Origin of the sequence: Streptomyces sp. NPDC090032, from assembly GCF_044748025.1 — a bacterium.
Lineage (GTDB): Bacteria > Actinomycetota > Actinomycetes > Streptomycetales > Streptomycetaceae > Streptomyces.
This window is the reverse complement of sequence record NZ_JBIVFF010000001.1, coordinates 819,245-839,234: the sequence shown is the minus strand read 5'-3', so window position 1 is coordinate 839,234 and position 19,990 is coordinate 819,245. Positions and strand designations below refer to the sequence as shown.

The following is a 19,990-nucleotide window of genomic DNA, read 5'->3' as shown; positions in this document are numbered from 1 at the left end:
ACCAAGGAGAGAGCGGCAGTTGTCCTGCACGCGCAGGGACGGCAGTCGGTGGCGCCACAGGTGAACAAGATCGAAATTGGAAGTCCGCGCATTGGCTGCGGGGCAAAGGTATGAACCCCGGAAGAGGACGGCGCGGAGCAGGCGCGCCGCCGCCGTGGCCGGCCCGGGGCCGTCACGGTCGGCGCCGGGCTGCCGTTGAGAGCGGCACTGACCTCCTGTGTCAGTGGCTCGATCGGGTGAACCTCGTGGTCCATGAGCTGTGGGGATGTCCCGCCAGTAGGCCCGGGAATCGGGGGCACGGCGCCATCGGGCGGGTTTCACGCCCGTTCTAGGGGTATGCCGGTGACTTCTAGGGTGCGGATCATGAGCATTCCTACTGAGCCGATCGGCAGCCTTCCCCGTCCGCGCGCACTGGTGCAGGCGTACAACGACCACGCCCAAGGACGAGTGAGCGAGGCGGAGTTGGCGCGCGTCCAGGACGACGCCGTCGCGGACACCCTTTCCCGGCTGGCGGAGCTGGGCAGCCCGGTTCTGGTCGACGGCGACCAGCGCAAGCCGAGTTCACTCACCTACCCCCTCACCGGCCAGGCGGGCCTCGGTGCCGACGGCGCCGTCATCCCGTTCGCCGACGGGCACACCCGGCAGCTGCCCGTCCTGACCAGCGGACCGTTCCGCTACCAGGTGCAGGCCGAGACCTACCTCCGCGCCGCCCGCACCCGCACCACCCTCCCGATCAAGCAGGCCGTGGTCGCACCCTCCGCCCTCAGCCTGCTCTATCCGGCCGACGGCATCGACGGGTACTCCCGCCAGGCGTTCCTCAGCGACCTTGCCGACGAGTCCGAGGCCGAGATCCGCGGATGCCTCGACGCGGGCGCGCACTGCGTGCAGCTGGACTTCACCGAGGGTCGGCTGTCGTTGCAGCTCGACCCCTCCGGCACTCTCCTCGACGACTTCGTCGCCCTCAACAACAACGTCCTGGGCCGGTTCACCGCCGACGAGCGGGCCCGCATCGGCGTGCACACCGACCCCGGAGCCGACCACGACTCCACCCACAGCCTCGACGTCGACTACGCCGAACTGCTGCCCAGGCTGTTCCAGCTCACGGTCGGTAACTTCTATCTCGCCCTGTCCGGCGAGCCCGACCGCGAGCGCGTCCTGAAGACCGCCGCCGACCAGCTGCCGTCCGGGGCCCGGGTGTTCGTCGGCGTCACCGACCCGATCGACCCCCGCGTCGAGACCCGCGAGGAGGTACGCGACCGCGTCCTGGAGGCCGCCCGCCACATCCCGGTCGACCAGCTGGGCACCTCCGACGACGCCGGCTTCGCCCCCTACGCCGACGACACCTCCACGTCGCGGGAGCTGGCCTTCGCCAAGATCGAAGCCCGCCTACGCGGCACCGAACTCGCCGCCCAGGACCTCGGCCTGTAGGCGTCGCCCATTGGCGGAGCAGGTCAGCGGCATCCACCTGGATCGTCGTCAGGTTGGCGACCTGCGGCTTCGTCCGGATCGGGGAGCGGCTCAAGTTGCACGGGATGCAATTCGTCTCGGACTCGCACGAAACGGACCGGGTGGCGGTAACGGCCGGCGTCAACGGCGGTGCCGGCGACGAACTCGGCGACCAGGTCCGGCTGGACGAGCCGGTACTCCAGCTCGGTGCGGGTTCCCCATCCGGCTCTGAAGTGCCGCCCGTGCCAAGGGTGTTCGGGCCCCGCGGCCTTCAGCTGCGGGGCCACATCGCGGCGGGCCGCCGTGGTGAGCGTGCCGCGATGTGGCCAGACGCAAGCGGCCGGCCGCGTCGTAGCGGCCCAGCAAGAGGGCGAGCGGCGTCGTCACGGTGCTGGTGACGGCGGCGATCACCGCTTCGGTCGTGGTGTGGGCGCACTGGCGAAGTGCCGGTATTCGAAGGGTGCAGTATTCATCGGGCCTCTTCGGTGGCCTGAGGGCCTGAGCGACGTAACCGCGCGGGCCTCGTACCTGCACTTGGACTGTTCGTCAGTGATGTTGGATCACGAGCAGCGAGCACAAGTGCCGATAGCCGTTGAAGGCGCAACGGATACAGGGCTTCGCTCAGGGTCGCCCCCGTCGGGCCGGCCTACTGACGGAAGATTTCGACTTTCTGCAGGACGACGTCCGAGTCGGGGCGGTCCCGTGTGGTGGGCACGTTGGCGATCGTCTTGACGACGTCCTGACCGGTGACGACCTGGCCGAAGATGGTGTGCTTGTTATCCAGGTGGGGTGTCGCGTCCTCGGTGATGAACCACTGAGAGCCGTTGGTGCCCGGACCGGAGTTGGCCATGGACACCACGCCGGGGCCGCTGTGGCGCAGCTCCGGGTGGAATTCGTCAGCGAACTTGTAGCCGGGGCCGCCTGTGCCCCACTGGTTGACCTGGTCGGGGTAGCGGCTGAGAGGGTCTCCGGCCTGGATCATGAAGTTGGGGATGACCCGGTGGAGGCGGGTGCCGTCGTACATCGGCGTGCCTTTCATCGACGTCCGCGACTTGGGGTCCTTCCATTCCATGGCGCCTGTTGCCAGGCCGACGAAGTTCTTGACCGTGTTGGGCGCGCGGTCTTCTTCGAGGCGAACCACGATGACGCCGAGCGAGGTGACCACGCGGGCATGGAGCTGGCCGGAGCCAGGTACGGAAATAGAGGGAAAATCCACAGTCGGTGATCCTTCTGGGTTCGTGGCGACAGCACAGCCGCGATGTCGTTCCCATCGCGACTCGGGTCGCCGGGGATGGTCAGGTGGCTCAGACTTAGTCCCTGCGATCGTCTCGCTGTACACCACCAGAACCGCTTGGGCGCGGCGGAGGCCGAGCAAGTGGGGCTCCGGTTCACCCAGGCGGGCTCAAGCACCCGACGTACGAGATGACTCAGGAACTCGGACTGGCGGTCATCGGTCCAACTGCAGTCTGGTAGGTCGTCAGCTGCTGCATTTCGGTACTAACCCCACGACCTGTCCCATCGCGGCCTGCGTACTCCCGGCCAGGACCAGCACCGAGCCGGCCGCAGCCGGGGAAACGACCAAGATCCGTCCGACTCGTTCACGGTCACCCCATTGGCCGCCCACACCCTGGTGGCCCGGCCCGCCCACCAACGTCGGCCCGGCCCCCCCCCCGCGGGGGGGGCCCCCCCCCGGGGGGGGGGGGGCCCGGCCCCACCAGGGTGTGGGCGGCGCCGGTGCGGCGCGCCCGACCCTCCAGCCGTCCTGTTCTAGATTGCCCGGTTATGGGAGATGGTCGTGGGGTCAGCCGCCGGTCGGTGCTCAGGACGGCCGCGGCCGCCGGCCTCGTGCCGGTGACGGGCGCGGGAACGGCAACGGAGGCGGCCCCTGGGCTGGGGCCGGGGGCTTTCCCGCAGCCCACGACAGTGCGCCGGCGGACGGCGCCGGGGCGGGTGCCGTCAGTGCTGGAGCAGGTGCTGGACGTGCGGTACGCGGACGTCGTGGTGCCGGGGCACGGGCGGATCACCACTCGGGCCTACAACGGGGGCTTGCCGGGGCCAACGCTGCGGGTGCGGGCCGGGGACACGATGCTGCTCACGCACGTCAACGGGCTGCCGCCGAACCCCGCCCAGGCCCCCGACGCCGGTGCCGGGCACGGGGTGCGGATGGCGCACCGGCCCAACAGCTTCAACGTGCACACCCACGGCATGCACGTCTCGCCTTCCGGCCTTGGCGACAACGTGCTGCGCGAGTTCGCCCCGCACACTGCGCCCGGCGGGCCGGAACCGCGCTACGAAACGGTGCTGCACGTCCCGGCACACCATCCGGCCGGGACGTACCTGTACCACCCGCACCTGCACGGCTCGACCGCCGAGCAGATGGCCGGGGGCATGGCGGGGGTGATCGTGGTGGAGGGCGACATCGACGACGTCCCCGAGGTGGCGGCCGCGGCCGATGTGGTGGTGTGCGTCAACGAGCTGAAGCTGCGCGGCGGCCGGGTGCCGCCGTTCGACGCAGGGGCCTGGCTGACCGGGGTGCCGTCGGTGTTCACCGTGAACGGCGCGGTCAACCCCGTGGTGGCGCTGCGGCCGGGCGAGGTGCAGCGATGGCGCCTGGTCGGGGCGACCGCGTTCACCGCGCTCCGGCTGCGCCTGCCCGGCCCCGAAGGCGCCTTGACGATGCACCGCATCGCCCAGGACGGCATCACCCTGCCAGCGCCGGTGGCCGCGCAGGCGGTCGAGCTGGTGATGGGCAACCGCGCGGACGTGCTGGTCCGCGGCGGGGCGCCCGGCCGCTACGAACTGCGGGCCGACCAAGTCCCGGATCCGCTGCTGACCGTGGAGGTGGCCGGCCCGCCCGTCACCCCCCCGATGGCCCTGCCGCGGGTGCTGCCGCCGGGCCGGCCGTTCCTGGACGACCGAGAGGTCACCGGCCCGGACCGGGAGGTGGTCTTCCACGTCGACCCCGGCGTCTTCCCACTGCCGTTCCCGGACGCGTTCCGGGTGCTGGGCACCCACGTGACCCCGGCCGCCCATCCGAGCGGCGACCTTCGCTCGGACCCCGCCTACGGGCTGTACGACCCGGGGTACGTCAACCATGTGCTGCCGCTGGGCCGAATGGAGCGCTGGACGGTCCGCACCGGCGAGACCTCCCCCGCCTTCAACCACCCCTTCCACCTGCACACCAACCCGTTCCTGGTCACCCACCGCAACGGCATCCGGCTCGACCCGCCGGTCTGGCACGACACCGTCGGCCTGGCCGGCGGCACCCCCGGCGAGTCGGTGACCTTCCTGGTCCGCTACGAGAACTTCACCGGCCGCGCCATCGCCCACTGCCACCAACTGCACCACGAGGACCTGGGCATGATGCAGACCGTGGACTACGTCGAAGGATGACGGCCGGCCCGGCCGCGGAGAGATCCAAGGAACGCCGGACTATCGCCCCCATCTCCGCCCCCGCGTCCCCAACCTCATAGGGCAATACACCTAGCCCGTCCGTGTGGTGACGGGAGAGTTGAAGTGTTCGGCCGCCGCCGCTGGTGTTTCCTGGTCGTGCAGTAGCAACAGCACGACCGACTTGGGAGCTTTAGTGATCGACCCGAAGCAGCTGACCGACCCTGCCGTCCGTGCTTTCGTCACCGCCGTCAACGCGAACGATCAAAGCGCCTTCTTCAGGGCACTCACCCCCGACGCGACGATGTCCGATGACGGGTCGGACCGCGACCTGGGGCTTTGGGCGGAGCGGGAGGTCTTCTCCTCCAACGGCCATATGGACGTGGAATCGGAAGCCGACGGCGGACGGACCCTGGTCGTCGACTACCGCAACGACACCTGGGGCAGCATGCGCACCAAGTGGAGCTTCGAGGTCACCGACGGACACATCAGCCGCTTCGAGACCGGCCAGGCCTGAACAACCCGCGTCCCCGCCCGGCCGACCGCCGACCGCACCCCGTGCCGGATGCGGTCCGGACAAACAGCACCCGCGTACTACCGGCGCTCTGCCTCCAGACCGAGGCCGCGCTAGGCGTCGTGGCTTCGACCATGATCCGCCGGTCAGGCCCTAGGCATCTGCGTCGCCCGAAGACGGCGGGCACAAGCACTGGACGACCGAGCATGCCTGACCAGGCGGCAGACCGCCGGAACTGTCGCGGGCGGCCTGCTCCAGCCGGGGTTTGAGCCGTCAGCTCGATCCGGACCAGTACCGGGCCAACGCGATGCGCAGAGCCGCGAACGTAGGCATGTGCCCCAGGTCGTTAGGGCCTGTCCGGTGGGTCGGCAGGACCCCCCTGCCTACCTTCTAGGCTGGCGCCATGGACAACGGGCTCGCTCACGAGGGAAGCGTCTTCATCAACTTTCGCCGCTACGTCCCGGATCCGAAGGAGCACGGGTTTCGATGGGTCGACATCAAGCAGCTCCGCTTCCCCGCGGAGTCCGTGGACGACACAGGGCTACTTGCCGCACTGATTGGGCATGAGCAGTTCCGAGACGACTATGCAGGTGGTGGAGTGCTGCCGGAGGGACCCCGGCACGGTCCATATTGGCTACGGTTGATCACTCCCGACATCTACGAGCCCGTCAGCCAGGAGAAGGCCGTGCAGATCCTGCGGGAGTGGGTGGATCCGCTCTGGGACGTCCCCACCGAGCTGGAGGCAGATCTACAGCGGGAGGTGTTCGACCGCCTGGTCGCAGCTGACGGCATCTACTACCTCAGCGAGCTCGGTGATGAGGCGATTCACGACTGGGGACGTGTGCACGACTACTTTCACGAGTTCGTGCTCATCGACCGCTCGGTCGGGCAGATCACTCTCATCGTCGCCGCCGACGACTGAGGCAACCATCCCGGCATCCGCTGCGGTGGCTGAGATCAGTCGCGGAGCCACAACCGAATCGCCGCAAGAGTGACCGTGCCGTGGAAGACGTAGGCCCTCTTGTCGTAGCGAGTCGCCACGGCTCTGGAGCCCTTCAGCGCATTGAAGCAACGCTCTACTTCGTTCCTTCTTTTATAGGCAGCACTGTCGAAGCCGGTCGGCCGCCCGCCGTGGCTACCGCGCCGTTGGCGGTTGACCTTCTGATTCTTCGGCTCGGGGATGGTGTGCTTGATCTGCCGTCGCCGCGGTAGCGGCGGTTCCGGCGCGAGCTGTACGCCTTGTCGCCACACCCGTAGTCCGGTCGCGTCCACGGGTGACCGCCAGCTGGGCGCGAGACACGAACACGATCCAAAACCTTGATCAACTGTGGCGCGTAACCCGTCTGTCCGGGAGTGATCAGCACAGCCAATGGCCTGCGGCCGCTGTCACTCGCCAGATGAATCTTCGTCGTGAGGCCACCCCGTGACCGGCCGAGCGCCTCGTCAAGGCGATGTTCGGCCGGACGGCGCCGGCTGCCCCAGCACCCGAGGCAGGCGGTGATGAACCCCGCCCGCATGCTGATGGGCGCGGCAGACCGTTGAATCCACGCTCACCACACTCCAGTCGATCCGCCCCCCGCTATCGGCGTCAGCCTGGACCGTCCGCAGGTCCAGGGGCCATCCGCGGACCACCTTGGATTGGGGTCATAGACCGTCTTCCACTTCCCGAAGCGGGTCGGAAGATCTCGCCACGGCAGGCCGGTGCGTGCCGGAACAGAATCCCGTTGATCACGAGTCGGTGACACTGCCAACATCCGCCCCCCAAGGTTCTTGGGCAGCCGCGGTTCGAGTCGAGCCCACTCGTCATCAGAAAGATCGCCCCGCCCCACACCGGACAGAACGACCGACCGACAGGCGGGTTACCCGACCCATCGGACAAGCCCTGGGCATCACGCTCGTGTACCAGCAGAGGAACAAGGTGCAGGTCAATACGTGATTTGCCGCGACGGCGGCACGCGAGACAGTGATGGACGCGGCCTCGAACCCGAGATGGCCGGAGGCGGGTTCAGAGAAATTTCTTCGCCATCCTTCTCCGGTGGCCTGACACGGCAAAGGTGCAGGTCGGTGGCAGATCCGCCATAGCGGTCAGGGGTGTGGCAGGACCGCGGCGGAACGGTGGCGCGAGTGCGCCTTGATGACGGCGGGGGCGTGGCGGGGGTGGCTGGCGGGATGGGCGGCGTCCGCTTCGCAGCTCGTAGGCAAGGAGCCCCTGTCATGCGACGTACGAACACCCGCCCCTCCCGCCCGGTCCTGTCCGTCTCGCCGCTGGAGGAGGTCGAGTCGGCGTTCCTGGCGCTGGCTTCGCTGCCGTGGCCGCTCACGCTGCCGGGGTCGTTGCTGCCCGAGCCGGAGGCCGGGGTGCTGGCGGTGACCCGGGTTCGCTCGCGGATGGCGCATCCCAGCTGCACCGCTGAGGCCCGTGCCCGTGTATGGCGGGAAGTTCTGCGCCGCCGCCAGGCGCACGGTGAGCCCTGGGGCACCGTGGCAGTCGGTTTCGCCATTCCCGGGCTGCGGCGAGCGCTGGCGCGGCTGCCCCGGCTGGCGGAGGTCGAGGCGTGCGAGCTGGAGCAGGATGTGCTGACCGCGGTGACCATCGAACTCACGGCCATGCCGGTGGGGACGGAGGAGGCCGGACTGCGGCTGTTGCGTGCCGGGGACCGGGCCGCGCATCGTCTGCTGTACGCCGCGCAGCGGGCGCGGCGCACGGCTCCCGTGCCGTTGGACGAGAACACGGTTGCGCGGCCGCTTCCCGTCGGCGGGCACGCGGAGGTGTTCGGGGTCCTGGAGCGGGCCGTGGGTGCTGGGGTTCTCGGGAAGGAGGAGGCTGAACTCATCGCGCAGACGCGGCTGGAGCGTCGGCTTATGGCTCAGGCGGCGAGCGAGGTGGGGATGAGTGTGCGCGCTGCCTTCCGGCGTCGGTCCGCGGCTGAGCAGCGTCTGGCCGCTGCGCTGGCCGCGGGGGCGTTCTGAATCCGGCCCCTGGCACGATCGCGTCCGGTTTTTCTCCTTAGAAGTGTGAAGGCATCTGCGGCAACTCCCGTTCCGTAGCGCCCCTTCTGCGTCATCTGTCCCTGGGGGTTCGGGCACGGCGTCCCGTGCTGACACTCGGCTCCGCCCTCCGCGTTCCAGTAGCTCGCCTTCCCACATGAAGGAGGTGAAGCGCTGTTGCGGGCCAGCCCGGACCCCCGAGGACGAGGCACCACTTCTCCCCCGCTCCTCGCCCTGCCTTCTCCCCTTGTGCCGCTCCAGGAGGTGTGTGCACGTGCTCGTACGTCTGCGCCCACCGCGGGCCGGAGCCCGCCGACATGCCCGGCGGCGCCGCGCGGGCTGGAACGCGGCCCGGCTGCTCTTCGTCGTGGCCTTCGCGCTCGTCACGCTTGTGTCCGATCCGCCGTCGTCGTGGGCGGTCGCGGACATCCCCACAGTGATCAACAATCTGCGGACCTGGATCGTAGGTCTCCTGGCCGGGCTCGCCACGCTGTTCCTCACCTTTGGCGGCCTGCGTTACCTGATGGCCGGCGGCGACCCGGGCGAAGTCGAGTCCGCCAAGCGGGCTTTGAAAGCCGCGGCCATCGGATACGGGCTGGCCGTCATGGCCCCCGTCCTGGTCACCGTGCTTCAAGGCATCGTCGGCGCCGGCGGCGGGAGCGGACAATGACCCCTTCCCGCCGCCGCACCGGCGTCCTGCTCCTGCTCTTCGTCTCCCTGGGGTTCGCTCTCGGGCCGCTGACTTCCCCGTACGCCCTGGCGGCCCCGCGCCATGCACCGGCCACACCGGCCGATCCGGAACCTCGTCCCGCGCCCGGGCCTGCACCCGATCCGCATCTGGAGCCGGCGCAGCCTGAACCTTCGCCCTCACCCGGCCCTTCACCCGCCCCCGGACGTCCCAACCCCAAGCCGAAACCGCCCTCCGCACCCGAACCTGCCCCCGGTCTGATTCCGCCGGCTTGCGAGGTGGAGGGCACCGACTGCACTCCGGGTGGCGGTTTCGGCTTCGGCGCTCTCCTCGATGTCCCCGGAATGATCGTGAATGCGGTCACCTCGTTCCTCGGCATGCTCGTCGAGCAGGTCATGAAGCCGGTGCGCCAGCTCCTGGCGGTCACCTTGCTTGCCACCCCGGACGTGACCCGGCAGGCTGACATCAAGCGCCTGTGGACCGGCTCGTTGGGGATCGCAGCGGGGATCTACGTGCTCTTCGTGACCGCGGGCGGGATCACGGTCATGGGCTACGAGACCGTCCAGACCCGCTACGCCCTCAAGCAGATCGCGCCCCGGCTGCTCATCGGGATGATCACCGCCGCCCTGTCGCTGACCGTGATGGGCAAAGCAATCAGCCTTGCGAACGCCCTGTCATACGTGGTGATGGGCACAGACCTGTCGGATGCCGGCCAGGGGCTGGTGGAACGCGTCATCCCGTTCGCGCTGTTCGGCGTCGCCGGGCTGCAGCTCTACCTGCTGATCCTCACCGTCATCATGGTCGTCCTGATCGTCGCTGTCCTCATCGGATACATCGTGCGCGTGGCCGTGATCGCACTCCTCGCGGTTTCGGCGCCGCTCGCGCTGTCCTGTCATGCGCATCCGGTCACCGATCCGCTGGCGCGCATGTGGTGGCGCGGACTCGCGGGCTGCTTGACGATCCAGGTGGCACAGTCGATGACGTTCATCGTCGCGCTGAAGCTGTTCTTCGCCCCGGGTTCCAGCCTGCTGGGCTTTCCCAAGCCGAGCCAGCTGGGCACCACACTCGCCGGCCTCGCCCTGTTCTGGATCCTTTTCAAAATTCCCGGCTGGTGTCTGCGGTCCGTCCTGCGCTCAACCCCCGTGAACCTGAATGCCCCTGCGCCGCTGCGGATCCTCCAGTCCGTCGCCATGTGGCGACTGTTGAACGGTGCGGCACCTGGACTGGGTGCCCTACGTCCCGCGGGCGCGGGTCGAGGCGGCGGCTGGGGTGGAGGCGGGAGCGGGCGCCCTCGTGGCGGTGGCCCACCCTCACGAGGGCCACGCGGTGGCGGAGGCGGCGGACGACCTGGCCGAGCTCCCGGCGTGGTCGGCCCGCCGCGGCCAGGGGGCGTCGCCGGGTTCGCCGTCCGGCGCGGTAGAGCCCTGCTGACCGGACTCCGAGCACGCGCCACCCATGTCGCCTCTGGCTCCGGTGGGGCACCGCAAGGGCAGGTCAACGCACAGACTGCTGCTCGGCGCGGCGGCGCCTCGACCGGGACATCGCGTCCGACGGGAGGCCCTCGCTCCGTGATCCACCCCGCGCAGGCCCGGCATAAGCGGCAGTTGGCCCTGCCCATCCCCGCGAAACGTGTCCCCGCTCGTCCCGGGCGGCCAACTCAGCTGCGTCTGCCGATCGCAGTCCAGCGTGTTCCCCGCACTGCACGCGCTCTCCCCGGCGGTGTTCCCCACACGGGCAGTTCCGGACCGGGTGTTCAGCCCATCGTGCGGCCGGGTGGGCAGCCGGGCGCGGCCGCCGCGCCTGCTGCCACGGCAAATGCGAGGCGGAGGCCGCAGCAGCTGGCCCTGCCCGTGCCTGCCGCCCGCGTCCGCAAACGCCCCGCCCGCCCAGTGCAGTTGCGCCTGCCCCTGGAACCGCCCACTCCCCCAGCCTCCCGGAGGTGACTCCGCTGTGACCGACCTGGATGACGAGTACGTCGCCTCGGCCCGTATCCCGGCCGACGTGAGTAAGTCGGATCAGGTGCTGGGCCCGCTCACCGCGCGCCAGTCCGCCATCCTGGCCGTGGCCGGACTCCTGCTGTACGCCGGGTACTGGGCAACGCGCCCGTTCATGGCACCGCTCGCCTACCTGGCACTCGTCGCACCCATCGCCGTCGTAGTGACCGTGGTCGCGGTGGGTCGGCGGGACGGCATCGGCATGGACCGGCTGCTGCTGGCCGCGGTCCGCTTCCACCGCGCGCCGAAACGGCGTGTACCTGCCCCTGAGGGCGTCCGGCCGCTTTCGGGCCTCGTCCCCGGCGCGTGGCGTGCGCAGGCCGGCCGGGAACCGGCCGCTCTGCGGATGCCGTGCCGTGAGGTCAGCGACACGGGTGTACTGGACCTCGGTCACGAGGGCCGGTCCGCGCTCGCGGTGTGCAGCACGATCAATTTCCATCTGCGCACTGGAGGCGAACAGCAGGCGCTGACCGAGGCGTTCGCCCGCTGGCTCAACGCCCTCACCGGCCCCACCCAGATCCTGGTGCGTGCCCACCGTCTGGACGTCGCCCCGCTCGTCGATGAACTGACCGACGAGGCACCGCGGCTTCCGCATCCGGCGCTCGAGCAAGCAGCGCTCGCCCACGCCGACTTCCTCGATCAACTCGCCGCGGAGCGTGACTTGCTCACCCGCCAGGTCCTGCTCGTGGCCCACGAGCCGTCCTCTTCAGGCGGGGCACGGGCCGGCCACCGCCTCACCGAAGCAGCGCGCGCTTTGGAAGGCGCCGAGATCACCGTCACCGCGCTGGATGCGGAGGCCACCGCACACGCGCTCCGGCTCGCAGCCGACCCCGATGCCACCCCGATGGGAGGGGCGTGATGCTCCGCTTCCGGCAACGCTCCGCCGCTCAGGACGAGTTGGTCAACGCGCGTGAAGAGTTCGCTCACCTGGGCCCTGACGCCATCGAGGTGCACGCCCGAACCCTCGCCGTCGGCGACTTTCTTGCCGCCACTCTCGTCGTGACCGGGTATCCCGCCGAGGTGGTGCCGGGGTGGCTGGACCCGTTGCTGACCTACCCCGGCCGGCTCGATGTCGCCCTGCACATCGAGCCCGTCACGAGCGCGCTCGCCGCGCAGCAGCTCAAGAAGCAGCGCGCCCGCCTGGAATCTTCCCGCCGCGCCGGATCGGACCGGGGGCGGCTGGACGACCCTGACACCGAGGCAGCCGCGCAGGATGCGGCCGAACTGGCTTACCGGATCGCCCGCGGTGAGGGAAAACTCTTCCGCCTCGGCCTGTACATGACCGTCTACGGCGAGAGCGAAGAACACCTCGCAGATGAAGTGGCGTTGGTCCGCTCGATCGCCGAGTCCCTGCTGGTGTCCACCGCTCCCGCCACCTACCGGGCGCTCCCGGGCTGGCTGGCCACCCTCCCGCTGGGCATCGACACCTTGAACGTGCGCCGCACCTTCGACACCGAGGCGTTGGCCGCCTGCTTCCCCTTCGCCTCCCCCGACCTGCCCGCCGACGTGGCGATGGCTCCGGGCGGCGTCCTGTATGGCGTCAACACGGCCAGCGGCTCCCTGGTCCTGTGGGACCGCTTCGCCCAGGACAACTACAACTCGGTGCTCCTGGCCCGCTCCGGGGCCGGCAAGTCGTACCTGACCAAACTGGAGCTGCTGCGACTGCTGTTCACCGGCACCGAGGCCATGGTCATCGACCCGGAAGAGGAGTACGTCCGCCTTGCCGAGGCCGTCGGCGGCACCGTCATCCGTCTCGGCGACCCCGCGGTACGCCTCAATCCCTTCGACCTGCCGCATGAGAGCGGCACGGAGTCTGATGTCCTCACGCGCCGCGTCCTGTTCCTGCACACGTTCCTGACGGTGCTGCTTGGCGGGGAACTGGCCACGGCGGAACGGGCGGTCCTGGACAAGGCCGTACTCGCCGCCTACGAGCAGGCGGGCGTCACGTACGATCCGGCCACGTGGTCCCGGCCCGCGCCACTGCTCGCCGATCTGTCCGCCCAGTTGCTCTCAATGAAGGACTCCGCTGCCTGCGAGCTGGCGACGCGTCTGGAGCCGTACATCACGGGCTCCCACCGGCAGCTGTTCGCCGGGCCCAGCACGACCCGCCCCACCGGTCACCTGGTTGTCTTCTCTCTTCGCGAGATCCCCGAGGAACTAAAGACCGCGGGCATGCTCCTCGCACTGGACGCGATCTGGCGCCAGGTCGCCCACACCGGCAACCGACGCCGACGCCTGGTCGTCGTCGACGAGGCCTGGCGCCTGATGCGCGAAGCGCACGGTGCGCGCTTCCTGTTCCAGATGGCCAAAGCAGCACGTAAGTACTGGGCCGGGCTCGCGGTCGTCACGCAGGACGCCGACGACGTCCTGGCATCCGAACTCGGCCGGGCCATCGTGGCCAATGCCGCCACCCAGCTTCTGATGCGCCAGGCTCCGCAGTCGATCGACCAGATCGCCACCGCGTTCCGCCTCTCGCGCGGCGAACGGCATCACCTCCTGGCCGCGCCCCGCGGCTGTGCCCTCCTGCTGTCCGGCCGGACCAAGATCTCCTTCAGCCCGATCGCCTCCAACACGGAGCACGAGCTGATCACCACCGACCCCGTCGAACTCCACGAAGCCGAGAACGCCGAGCAGGGCGAGGCGAACGATCCCTACGGACTCCCCGACCTCACCGGGCTGGAACTGTGAACACCCCTTCTCCGGACGGGCCTCTCGGCACGTTCCTGACGGACCCCAGCCACTCCTGGCCCACTCTGGTGCCACGCGGCGGACGCTTTCTCGCCGACGCCTGGCCATGGCTGGCGCCCATCACCGTGCTGGCCTGCGTCAGCGTCTTCGCTCTGCGCACCTGGGTGCAGCGCGAGCGGCAGCGATCGCTTGCCGCCGAGGCCCGACTGGTCACGATCCTCGCCCCGCCCACCGTGCCCGCCAAGGGCGGCGAAGTACTGTGGGCGCAGCTCTCCGGCCTACTGCGCCCCTGGCACCGGCGCCTCCTGCACGGCCAGCCGCACATCGCCTTCGAGTACGCGTGGAACACCGGCGGACTGACGGTGCGGCTGTGGCTTCCCGGCTCCATCCCCACCGCCCTTGTCCGCCGCGCTGTCGAGGCCTCCTGGCCCGGGGCCCACACCACTGTCACTGATGCCGAACCACCTTTCCCTCCTAATCAGTTGACTACGTCGGGCCGGCTCCGCTTGGCGCGGATGGAGGCGCTGCCGCTGCGCACGGACCACAAGGACGATCCGCTGCGCGCACTGCTCCAAGCGGCCACCGGCATGGCGGAGGAGGAGCACGCTTTGGTGCAGTTCCTGGCCCGGCCCGCGACCGGCGCCCGGCTGCGCCGCGCCAAGCGCATGGCCCGCAGGCTCAAGGCCGGGCACACCGCGCCCCGCCTCTCCTCAGTCTTCCGGCTGTTCACCCATGCCCCACAGCGCACCTCACCCGCCGCCATCGACCCCTCGCACGGCGTTGAGGTGCGCCAGAGCGTCGGCAAACTCACCGGCCCGCAATGGGACGTTCAGATCCGCTACGCCGTCGCCCTCCCGGCGAAAGCGGAGGGGGCCGAGGCCCGGCTGCGCGGTCGCGCCCACGCCATCGCCTCCTCGTTCTCCCTCTACGCGGCACGGAACTGGCTGGCCCGCCACCGATTGCGGGAACCACACGTGGCGCTGAGCACCCGCCGCTTCCTTCACCGCGGCGATCTCCTGTCGGTGCCCGAACTCGCCGCCCTCGCCCACCTCCCCGCAGACCCCGACGCCCCCGGTCTGGCCCGGGCCGGCGCTCGTTCCATCGCACCGCCACCGGCCATCCCCACCCCAGGGGTCGGCGTCAAACCGCTCGGCACAGCGGACACCGGAGCCCGCCGTGGTGTCGGCTTGGCCGTCCCCGACGCCCGACACCACCTCCACCTCATGGGCGCCACCGGCTCCGGCAAATCCACCCTCGTCGCCCAGCTCGTCCTCGACGACGTGACCGCAGGCCGCGGCGCGATCGTCATCGACCCCAAGGGCGACCTGATCACCGACCTCCTTCACCGCCTCCCGACCTCATGCGCCGACAAGCTCGTGGTCATCGACCCCGACGACACCCACACCCCGCCCTGTCTCAATGTCCTGGATGGAGCGGACATCGACGTCGTCGTCGACAACATCACCGGCATCTTCCGCCGCATCTTCAGCGCCTTCTGGGGACCGCGCACCGACGACATCATGCGCGCCGCCTCCCTCACCCTGCTGCGTCACGCCCAGGCCACCAACCGCCTGGTCACCCTCGCCGACATCCCCCGCCTCTTGGGCGAGTCCGCCTACCGCATCCGCATGATCCCCACCATCAAGGACCCCGTCCTCAAAGGCTTCTGGCTCTGGTACGAGTCTCTGTCCGAGCCCTCCCGGGCCGCTGTCGTCGGACCGATCATGAACAAGCTGCGTGCCTTCCTGCTGCGCTCGTTCGCCCGCCAGACCATCGCCTCCGGCGAGTCCACCTTCGACCTGGCCGACGTCCTGGACGGCGGCATCCTGCTGGCCCGCCTACCGAAGGGCGCGCTGGGCGAGGAGACCACCCGGTTGCTCGGTTCCTTCATCGTCGCCAAGACCTGGCAGGCCACCACCGCCCGCGCCCGCACCCCGGAACGCGACCGGATCGACGCCTCCCTCTACGTCGACGAGGCACACAACTTCCTGACCCTGCCCTACCCGTTGGAGGACATGCTCGCCGAGGCCCGCGGCTACCGCCTGTCCATGGTGCTCGCCCACCAGCACCTCGCCCAACTCCCCCGAGACCTGCGCGAGGGGATCTCCGCCAACGCCCGCAACAAGGTCTTCTTCAACGCTTCCCCCGAGGACGCGGGCGCACTGGAACGCCACACCCTGCCCACCCTCGGCGCACACGATCTCGCCCACCTCGGCCCCTACCAGGCCTCCGCCCACCTCCTGGCGCGCGGCGCGGAGTCCTCGGCGTTCACCCTCACCACCCGGCCTCTGGCCCCGCCTGTGCCGGGGCGATCCGCCGAACTGCGGGCCGCCGCAGCCGCCCGGGTCGGCGGCACCACCAGCCGCTCCCGCTACCTCCCCCTGTAATCCCTCCCCAGGTCCTCCGCGCGCAGAGCTTTCGACGAGGAGAAGGTCATGCCCACGACCAGTCCGAACCCGGGCTACGTCCCCCGCGCCGCCTCCCGGCGGCGCCGACCGGTCCAACCCAACCGGGCCCGCACCGACCTCTCCCAGCTCGCGACCCGCCTCACCCCACGCGATCTGTGGCTCATCGAAATGCTCTACGAGCACAAGGTGCTCACCTCACACCACATCACCGCGCTCGCCTTCACCGGCCACCGCACCGCCAACCGCCGCCTGCGCGAGCTGTACTTCATGGGTGTCACCGACTCCTTCCGCCCGCTGCGCCAGGCCGGCTCCGCACCCGAGCACTACACCCTCGGCCGCGCGGGCGCCGAACTCCTCGCCGCCCGCGCCGGCACCGACCTTGCCGCCACCGGCTGGCGCAAGGACACCTGCGCCCGCATCGCGTTCTCCCCCACCCTCGACCACACCCTCGGCGTCAACACCCTCCTCATCCAACTCGCCACCATCGGAGACCTGAACGAGTGGCTGTCCGAACGCTCGGCAACACGGCTCTGGGGCGACTGGATCCGCCCCGACGCCTACGCCCACCACACCACCGCAGGCCATCAACTCCTGCCGTTCTTCCTGGAGTACGACACCGGGTCCTACAACCTCGCCCGCGTCGAGGCCAAACTCCACGGATATGCCGCCCTCGCCTCCACCACCGGCACCCGCACCCCGCTCCTCATCCACACCGCCACCGCACGCCGCGAGACCGCCCTGCGCCACCGCCTCGCCGAGAGCGCGGACCGCCTCGAACTGCCCATCGCCACCGGCAACACCCAGCTCGCCGAACCAGCCGGCGCCGCCTGGCTCCCCCTCGGCCCCGCCCCGGCCGGGCGCCTCACCCCCGCCCAGCTCGCCGCCCACTGGACGGGCCTCATCCCCGCCCTCACGCCGGACGCGGCTCTGTCTTCGCCCGGCCGCCCCACAGCCCTTCCGTGGCATCCTGTTCCGCCCCAGCCGCCGACCCCCGGCAACTGACCCGTGAGCACGCTCGCCAAAACCGCCGCTGGGGTGGGCTGCGCCGTCCTCGCCCTGCCGCTGCTCGCCGCTCTCGTCGTCGCCGCGCTGATCAGCTCAGCGATCCCCGGCTCCGGTGGCGCGGCCGCCTCGCCCAGCAAGCACGCGCTCGCCGACATTCCGCGGGTCATGCTCGCCCTCTACCAGCGGGCCGCGCCCGAATGCCGGGGGCTGTCGTGGACGATCCTGGCGGCGATCGGCAAGGTCGAAACCGACCACGGCCGCCACCCGACCATGATCTCCTCGGCCGGTGCGGTGGGCCCGATGCAGTTCCTGCCGTCCACCTTCAAGTCATACGCGCACCCGGTCCCGGCCGGCGGGAAGAAGCCGCCCACCCCCTGGGATCCGGTCGACGCCGTGTACGCGGCAGCAAGGATGCTGTGCGCCAACGGCGCGAAGAACAACCACAACCTGCGCTCCGCCATCTTCAGTTACAACCACGCCAACTGGTACGTGGACAAGGTTCTGAAGATCGCAGCCCAGTACGAGGCCGCCGCCTCCGCACCCACTGCGGCCGCCGCGAAGGCCGTCGCGTTCGCCCGCGCCCAGCTCGGCCAGCCCTACGTCTGGGGCGGCGACGGAGCTGCTGAGGGAGGCTTCGACTGCTCCGGCCTCACCCAGGCCGCCTACCGCAAGGCCGGGATCAGCATCCCGCGCGTCGCCCAGGCGCAGTATGCCGCCGGCCTCCACCTCTCGGCCAAGTCAACTCTCGCACCCGGCGACTTGCTGTTCTTCGGCAGCAGCCCTGCCCACATCACCCACGTCGGCATCTACAGCGCGCCAGGCCGCATGATCGACGCACCCCACCCCGGAGCCGTCGTCCGCGAACGTGCCATCGATCCCGCCGCCAGAGGCGACTTCCAGGGCGCCACCCGCCCCGCCGGCCACGGAGGTCCACGGTGAGCGCTCCCGCCCCGGCCGAGGCCCAGGCGCTGCTGAGCGCGCTCACCCGGGCTCTGGCCGGAGTAGCCGTCCTCGCGCTGGTCTTCACCGCCGTGAACGTCACCCTGTTCGCCACCAGCCGCGGCGTCGCTCCCGCCATCGCCATCCTGCTCGATCCGATGGTGGCCCTGGCACTCGCAGCGATCCTGTACGCGGACGCCCGGCTCGCCGCGTGGGGCATCCGCCCGCCCCGCTGGTCGGCAGCACTGCGCTGGTTCACCGGGATCACCGCCACGCTGATGAACACCTGGGACTCGATCTGGCCCGACCGACAGATCGGAACACCGATCCATGCAGATCCCGCAGGCATCGTCCTCCACGGAGTACCGACCGTCCTCCTAATCCTGCTCACCGAAACCATCGCCGCCTACCGTCGCACCGTCGCCCCACTCCTCGCCCCGATCACCCCCACCGCCCCCACACCCGACCCCTATCCGAGCGGCCCAATGCGATCCGGCGAACCGGTCGCGCTCTCCCGCCCGTTGGGATCACCAGGACCAGCCCCGGGTGAGGGCACCGCAGCCGGTGGGCCCCACAGCGCCGACAGTCCCCCCGGCGCGCCCGCAGGTCCCGATGGCCCCGCCGGGGCGATCGACGCGGCCCTGTGGGCGCATGCCGTGGCGATCGACGATTCCGTGCGCACGGCGACCGGACGGCCGGCCAGCGTGTGGCGGCTGCGCTCCGAGCTGCACCTTGGTCCAGATCGCGCCAAACAGATCCACGCCCAGCTCCTCAAGCACGGCCCCGATGGGGCGCCACCACTCTCGTGACCAGCACCGATCGGCCTTTCTTACTCTGATCGGAGAGTAGGGCGAGCGGTTTGACTTCGTCCCGGGCCAGAGCGTCCATGGTGGTCCGCCCACCGGCCCACGGGGTTCACACATTCCGAGACCTGGCGGGCGGATCGGCGGGAGCATTCCGCGCCGCGCACGCGGCCCGCCGAACCCGCAACCGCCCCTGCGGCTGCACCCCGGCCGGGAACCTCACCCACCCTCAAACGCACTGGAACGAGGCCCCACCATGTCCGAGACCACCACCGAAGGCCGCACCCTCAGCGCCGTCCCCACTCCCGAACCGCTCACCGGCCTGACGGGCGCACCCGCCGCGATCTACATCGAGCTCCTCGCCTCCCCCGGCGCGACCGTCACCGAACTCGCCCTGGCCGCAGGCATCGGCCGCTCCACCGCTGGCAAGGCCCTCACCACCCTCGAAGAGCACGGCCTGGCCATCCGTGACCAGGGCGAGCGCACCGGGCCCCGCCGCACCCCCGACCGCTGGCGGTGCGCCCAGGGCGAGCCCACCAACAGCAGCGAAACGGAAGAGCCCGACGACACCGTCAGCGCCACCCCGAACGAGTCCTCTGCCACGAAGCCCGTCCGCACGGAGGAGGCCGCGAAGACCGACGCCTCGCCGACGCCGGGTGATAGCCCCGCGACCGAAGTGGCCGCGAAGGCACCGACACACGGCGAAGCCCATCGCGCGCCCGAGGCGAACAGCGACACCGCGACTCCGGCGCCCGACGGCGCTCCCCAGGCAGCCGGACCTGCCAAGCCCGCCGCCGATGAGCCCCGCCACACCGCGGGAAGGACACAGGTGCCGATTCTGGCCCCGAAGACACGGCTGGCCCCCGGTGCGCTGCGCCAGAGGGTCATCGACCACCTCCAGGCCCACCCGCAGGACGCGTTCACCGCGACCCGGATCAGCCGAGTGATCGAACGGAGCTCTGGCGCAATCGCAAACTCCCTCGTCATCCTCGCCCGGCAAGGCATCGCCGAGCAGGTATCTGACAAGCCGCGCACCTACCGCCTGGCCAGCCCGGAAGCGGCTACCGAGTAGAAGCGAGCACCAGCACGGTGGCGGTCACCCCCTGGCGGGGTGGCCGCCCCCCGAA

The 19,990-nt window shown here is 70.3% G+C and carries 15 protein-coding genes and 1 pseudogene; 14 read left to right on the top strand and 2 right to left on the bottom strand.

From position 1 onward, the window contains the following. The first annotated feature begins 363 nt into the window (after positions 1–363). Entirely contained in the window at positions 364–1,428 is a 1,065-nt protein-coding gene (locus ACIPWY_RS03590; protein ID WP_401532143.1) for a cobalamin-independent methionine synthase II family protein, read from the top strand. A gap of 664 nt (positions 1,429–2,092) precedes the next feature. Here ACIPWY_RS03590 and ACIPWY_RS03585 read toward each other — a convergent pair. Next, positions 2,093–2,662 carry a peptidylprolyl isomerase gene (locus tag ACIPWY_RS03585; protein WP_401532142.1) on the bottom strand — a complete coding sequence of 190 codons (570 nt, stop codon included), beginning with the start codon at positions 2,660–2,662 and terminating at the stop codon, positions 2,093–2,095. Between the two features lie 743 nt (positions 2,663–3,405). Between ACIPWY_RS03585 and ACIPWY_RS03580 the strand changes: the two genes are divergently transcribed. The 3 genes from ACIPWY_RS03580 to ACIPWY_RS03570 all read left to right on the top strand — a co-directional run bounded on the left by ACIPWY_RS03580 (position 3,406) and on the right by ACIPWY_RS03570 (position 6,272). Then, a complete protein-coding gene (locus tag ACIPWY_RS03580; protein WP_401532141.1) occupies positions 3,406–4,839 on the top strand; it encodes a multicopper oxidase family protein in 1,434 nt (477 codons plus the stop codon). Between the two features lie 193 nt (positions 4,840–5,032). Next, positions 5,033–5,353, top strand: a complete 321-nt coding sequence (locus tag ACIPWY_RS03575) for a nuclear transport factor 2 family protein (protein WP_401532167.1) — start codon at positions 5,033–5,035, stop codon at positions 5,351–5,353. A 400-nt stretch (positions 5,354–5,753) separates the two neighbouring features. Then, positions 5,754–6,272: a hypothetical protein gene (locus ACIPWY_RS03570; RefSeq protein WP_401532140.1), complete on the top strand. Its 519-nt coding sequence runs from the start codon at positions 5,754–5,756 to the stop codon at positions 6,270–6,272. A 35-nt stretch (positions 6,273–6,307) separates the two neighbouring features. Here the strand turns inward: ACIPWY_RS03570 and ACIPWY_RS03565 are convergent. Continuing rightward, positions 6,308–7,188 (bottom strand): annotated as a pseudogene (locus ACIPWY_RS03565) (IS5 family transposase). Positions 7,189–7,564: 376 nt separating this feature from the next. Between ACIPWY_RS03565 and ACIPWY_RS03560 the strand changes: the two are divergent. From ACIPWY_RS03560 to ACIPWY_RS03515, 10 genes are all read left to right on the top strand, one after another. Next, positions 7,565–8,320, top strand: a complete 756-nt coding sequence (locus ACIPWY_RS03560; RefSeq protein WP_401532139.1) for a hypothetical protein — start codon at positions 7,565–7,567, stop codon at positions 8,318–8,320. A 292-nt stretch (positions 8,321–8,612) separates the two neighbouring features. Then, positions 8,613–9,008 (top strand): pilin, encoded by a 396-nt coding sequence (locus tag ACIPWY_RS03555; RefSeq protein ID WP_401532138.1) that lies wholly within the window; start codon positions 8,613–8,615, stop codon positions 9,006–9,008. A gap of 296 nt (positions 9,009–9,304) precedes the next feature. Then, positions 9,305–10,969, top strand: coding sequence for a hypothetical protein (locus ACIPWY_RS03550; RefSeq protein WP_401532137.1), 1,665 nt, complete (start codon positions 9,305–9,307; stop codon positions 10,967–10,969). Between the two features lie 7 nt (positions 10,970–10,976). Then, on the top strand, positions 10,977–11,879 hold the full coding sequence (locus ACIPWY_RS03545) for a PrgI family protein (protein WP_401532136.1): 903 nt from the start codon (positions 10,977–10,979) through the stop codon (positions 11,877–11,879). Then, positions 11,879–13,708, top strand: a complete 1,830-nt coding sequence (locus tag ACIPWY_RS03540; protein ID WP_401532135.1) for a VirB4 family type IV secretion system protein — start codon at positions 11,879–11,881, stop codon at positions 13,706–13,708. The genes ACIPWY_RS03545 and ACIPWY_RS03540 overlap by 1 nt, the downstream gene beginning before the upstream one ends. Then, complete coding sequence (locus tag ACIPWY_RS03535) at positions 13,705–16,095, top strand: type IV secretory system conjugative DNA transfer family protein (RefSeq protein WP_401532134.1); 2,391 nt, start codon at positions 13,705–13,707, stop codon at positions 16,093–16,095. Before ACIPWY_RS03540 ends, ACIPWY_RS03535 begins: the two co-directional genes overlap by 4 nt. Before the next feature lie 48 nt (positions 16,096–16,143). Further along, positions 16,144–17,118 carry a replication-relaxation family protein gene (locus ACIPWY_RS03530; protein ID WP_401532133.1) on the top strand — a complete coding sequence of 325 codons (975 nt, stop codon included), beginning with the start codon at positions 16,144–16,146 and terminating at the stop codon, positions 17,116–17,118. Between the two features lie 3 nt (positions 17,119–17,121). Further along, positions 17,122–18,060 carry an NlpC/P60 family protein gene (locus ACIPWY_RS03525; RefSeq protein ID WP_401532132.1) on the top strand — a complete coding sequence of 313 codons (939 nt, stop codon included), beginning with the start codon at positions 17,122–17,124 and terminating at the stop codon, positions 18,058–18,060. Beyond that, the gene (locus ACIPWY_RS03520) at positions 18,057–18,869 is read left to right on the top strand and encodes an extensin (RefSeq protein WP_401532131.1); all 813 of its coding nucleotides are present in this window, start codon (positions 18,057–18,059) and stop codon (positions 18,867–18,869) included. The genes ACIPWY_RS03525 and ACIPWY_RS03520 overlap by 4 nt, the downstream gene beginning before the upstream one ends. 250 nt (positions 18,870–19,119) lie before the next feature. Next, a complete protein-coding gene (locus ACIPWY_RS03515) occupies positions 19,120–19,935 on the top strand; it encodes a helix-turn-helix domain-containing protein (RefSeq protein WP_401532130.1) in 816 nt (271 codons plus the stop codon). The last annotated feature ends 55 nt before the right edge of the window (positions 19,936–19,990 follow it).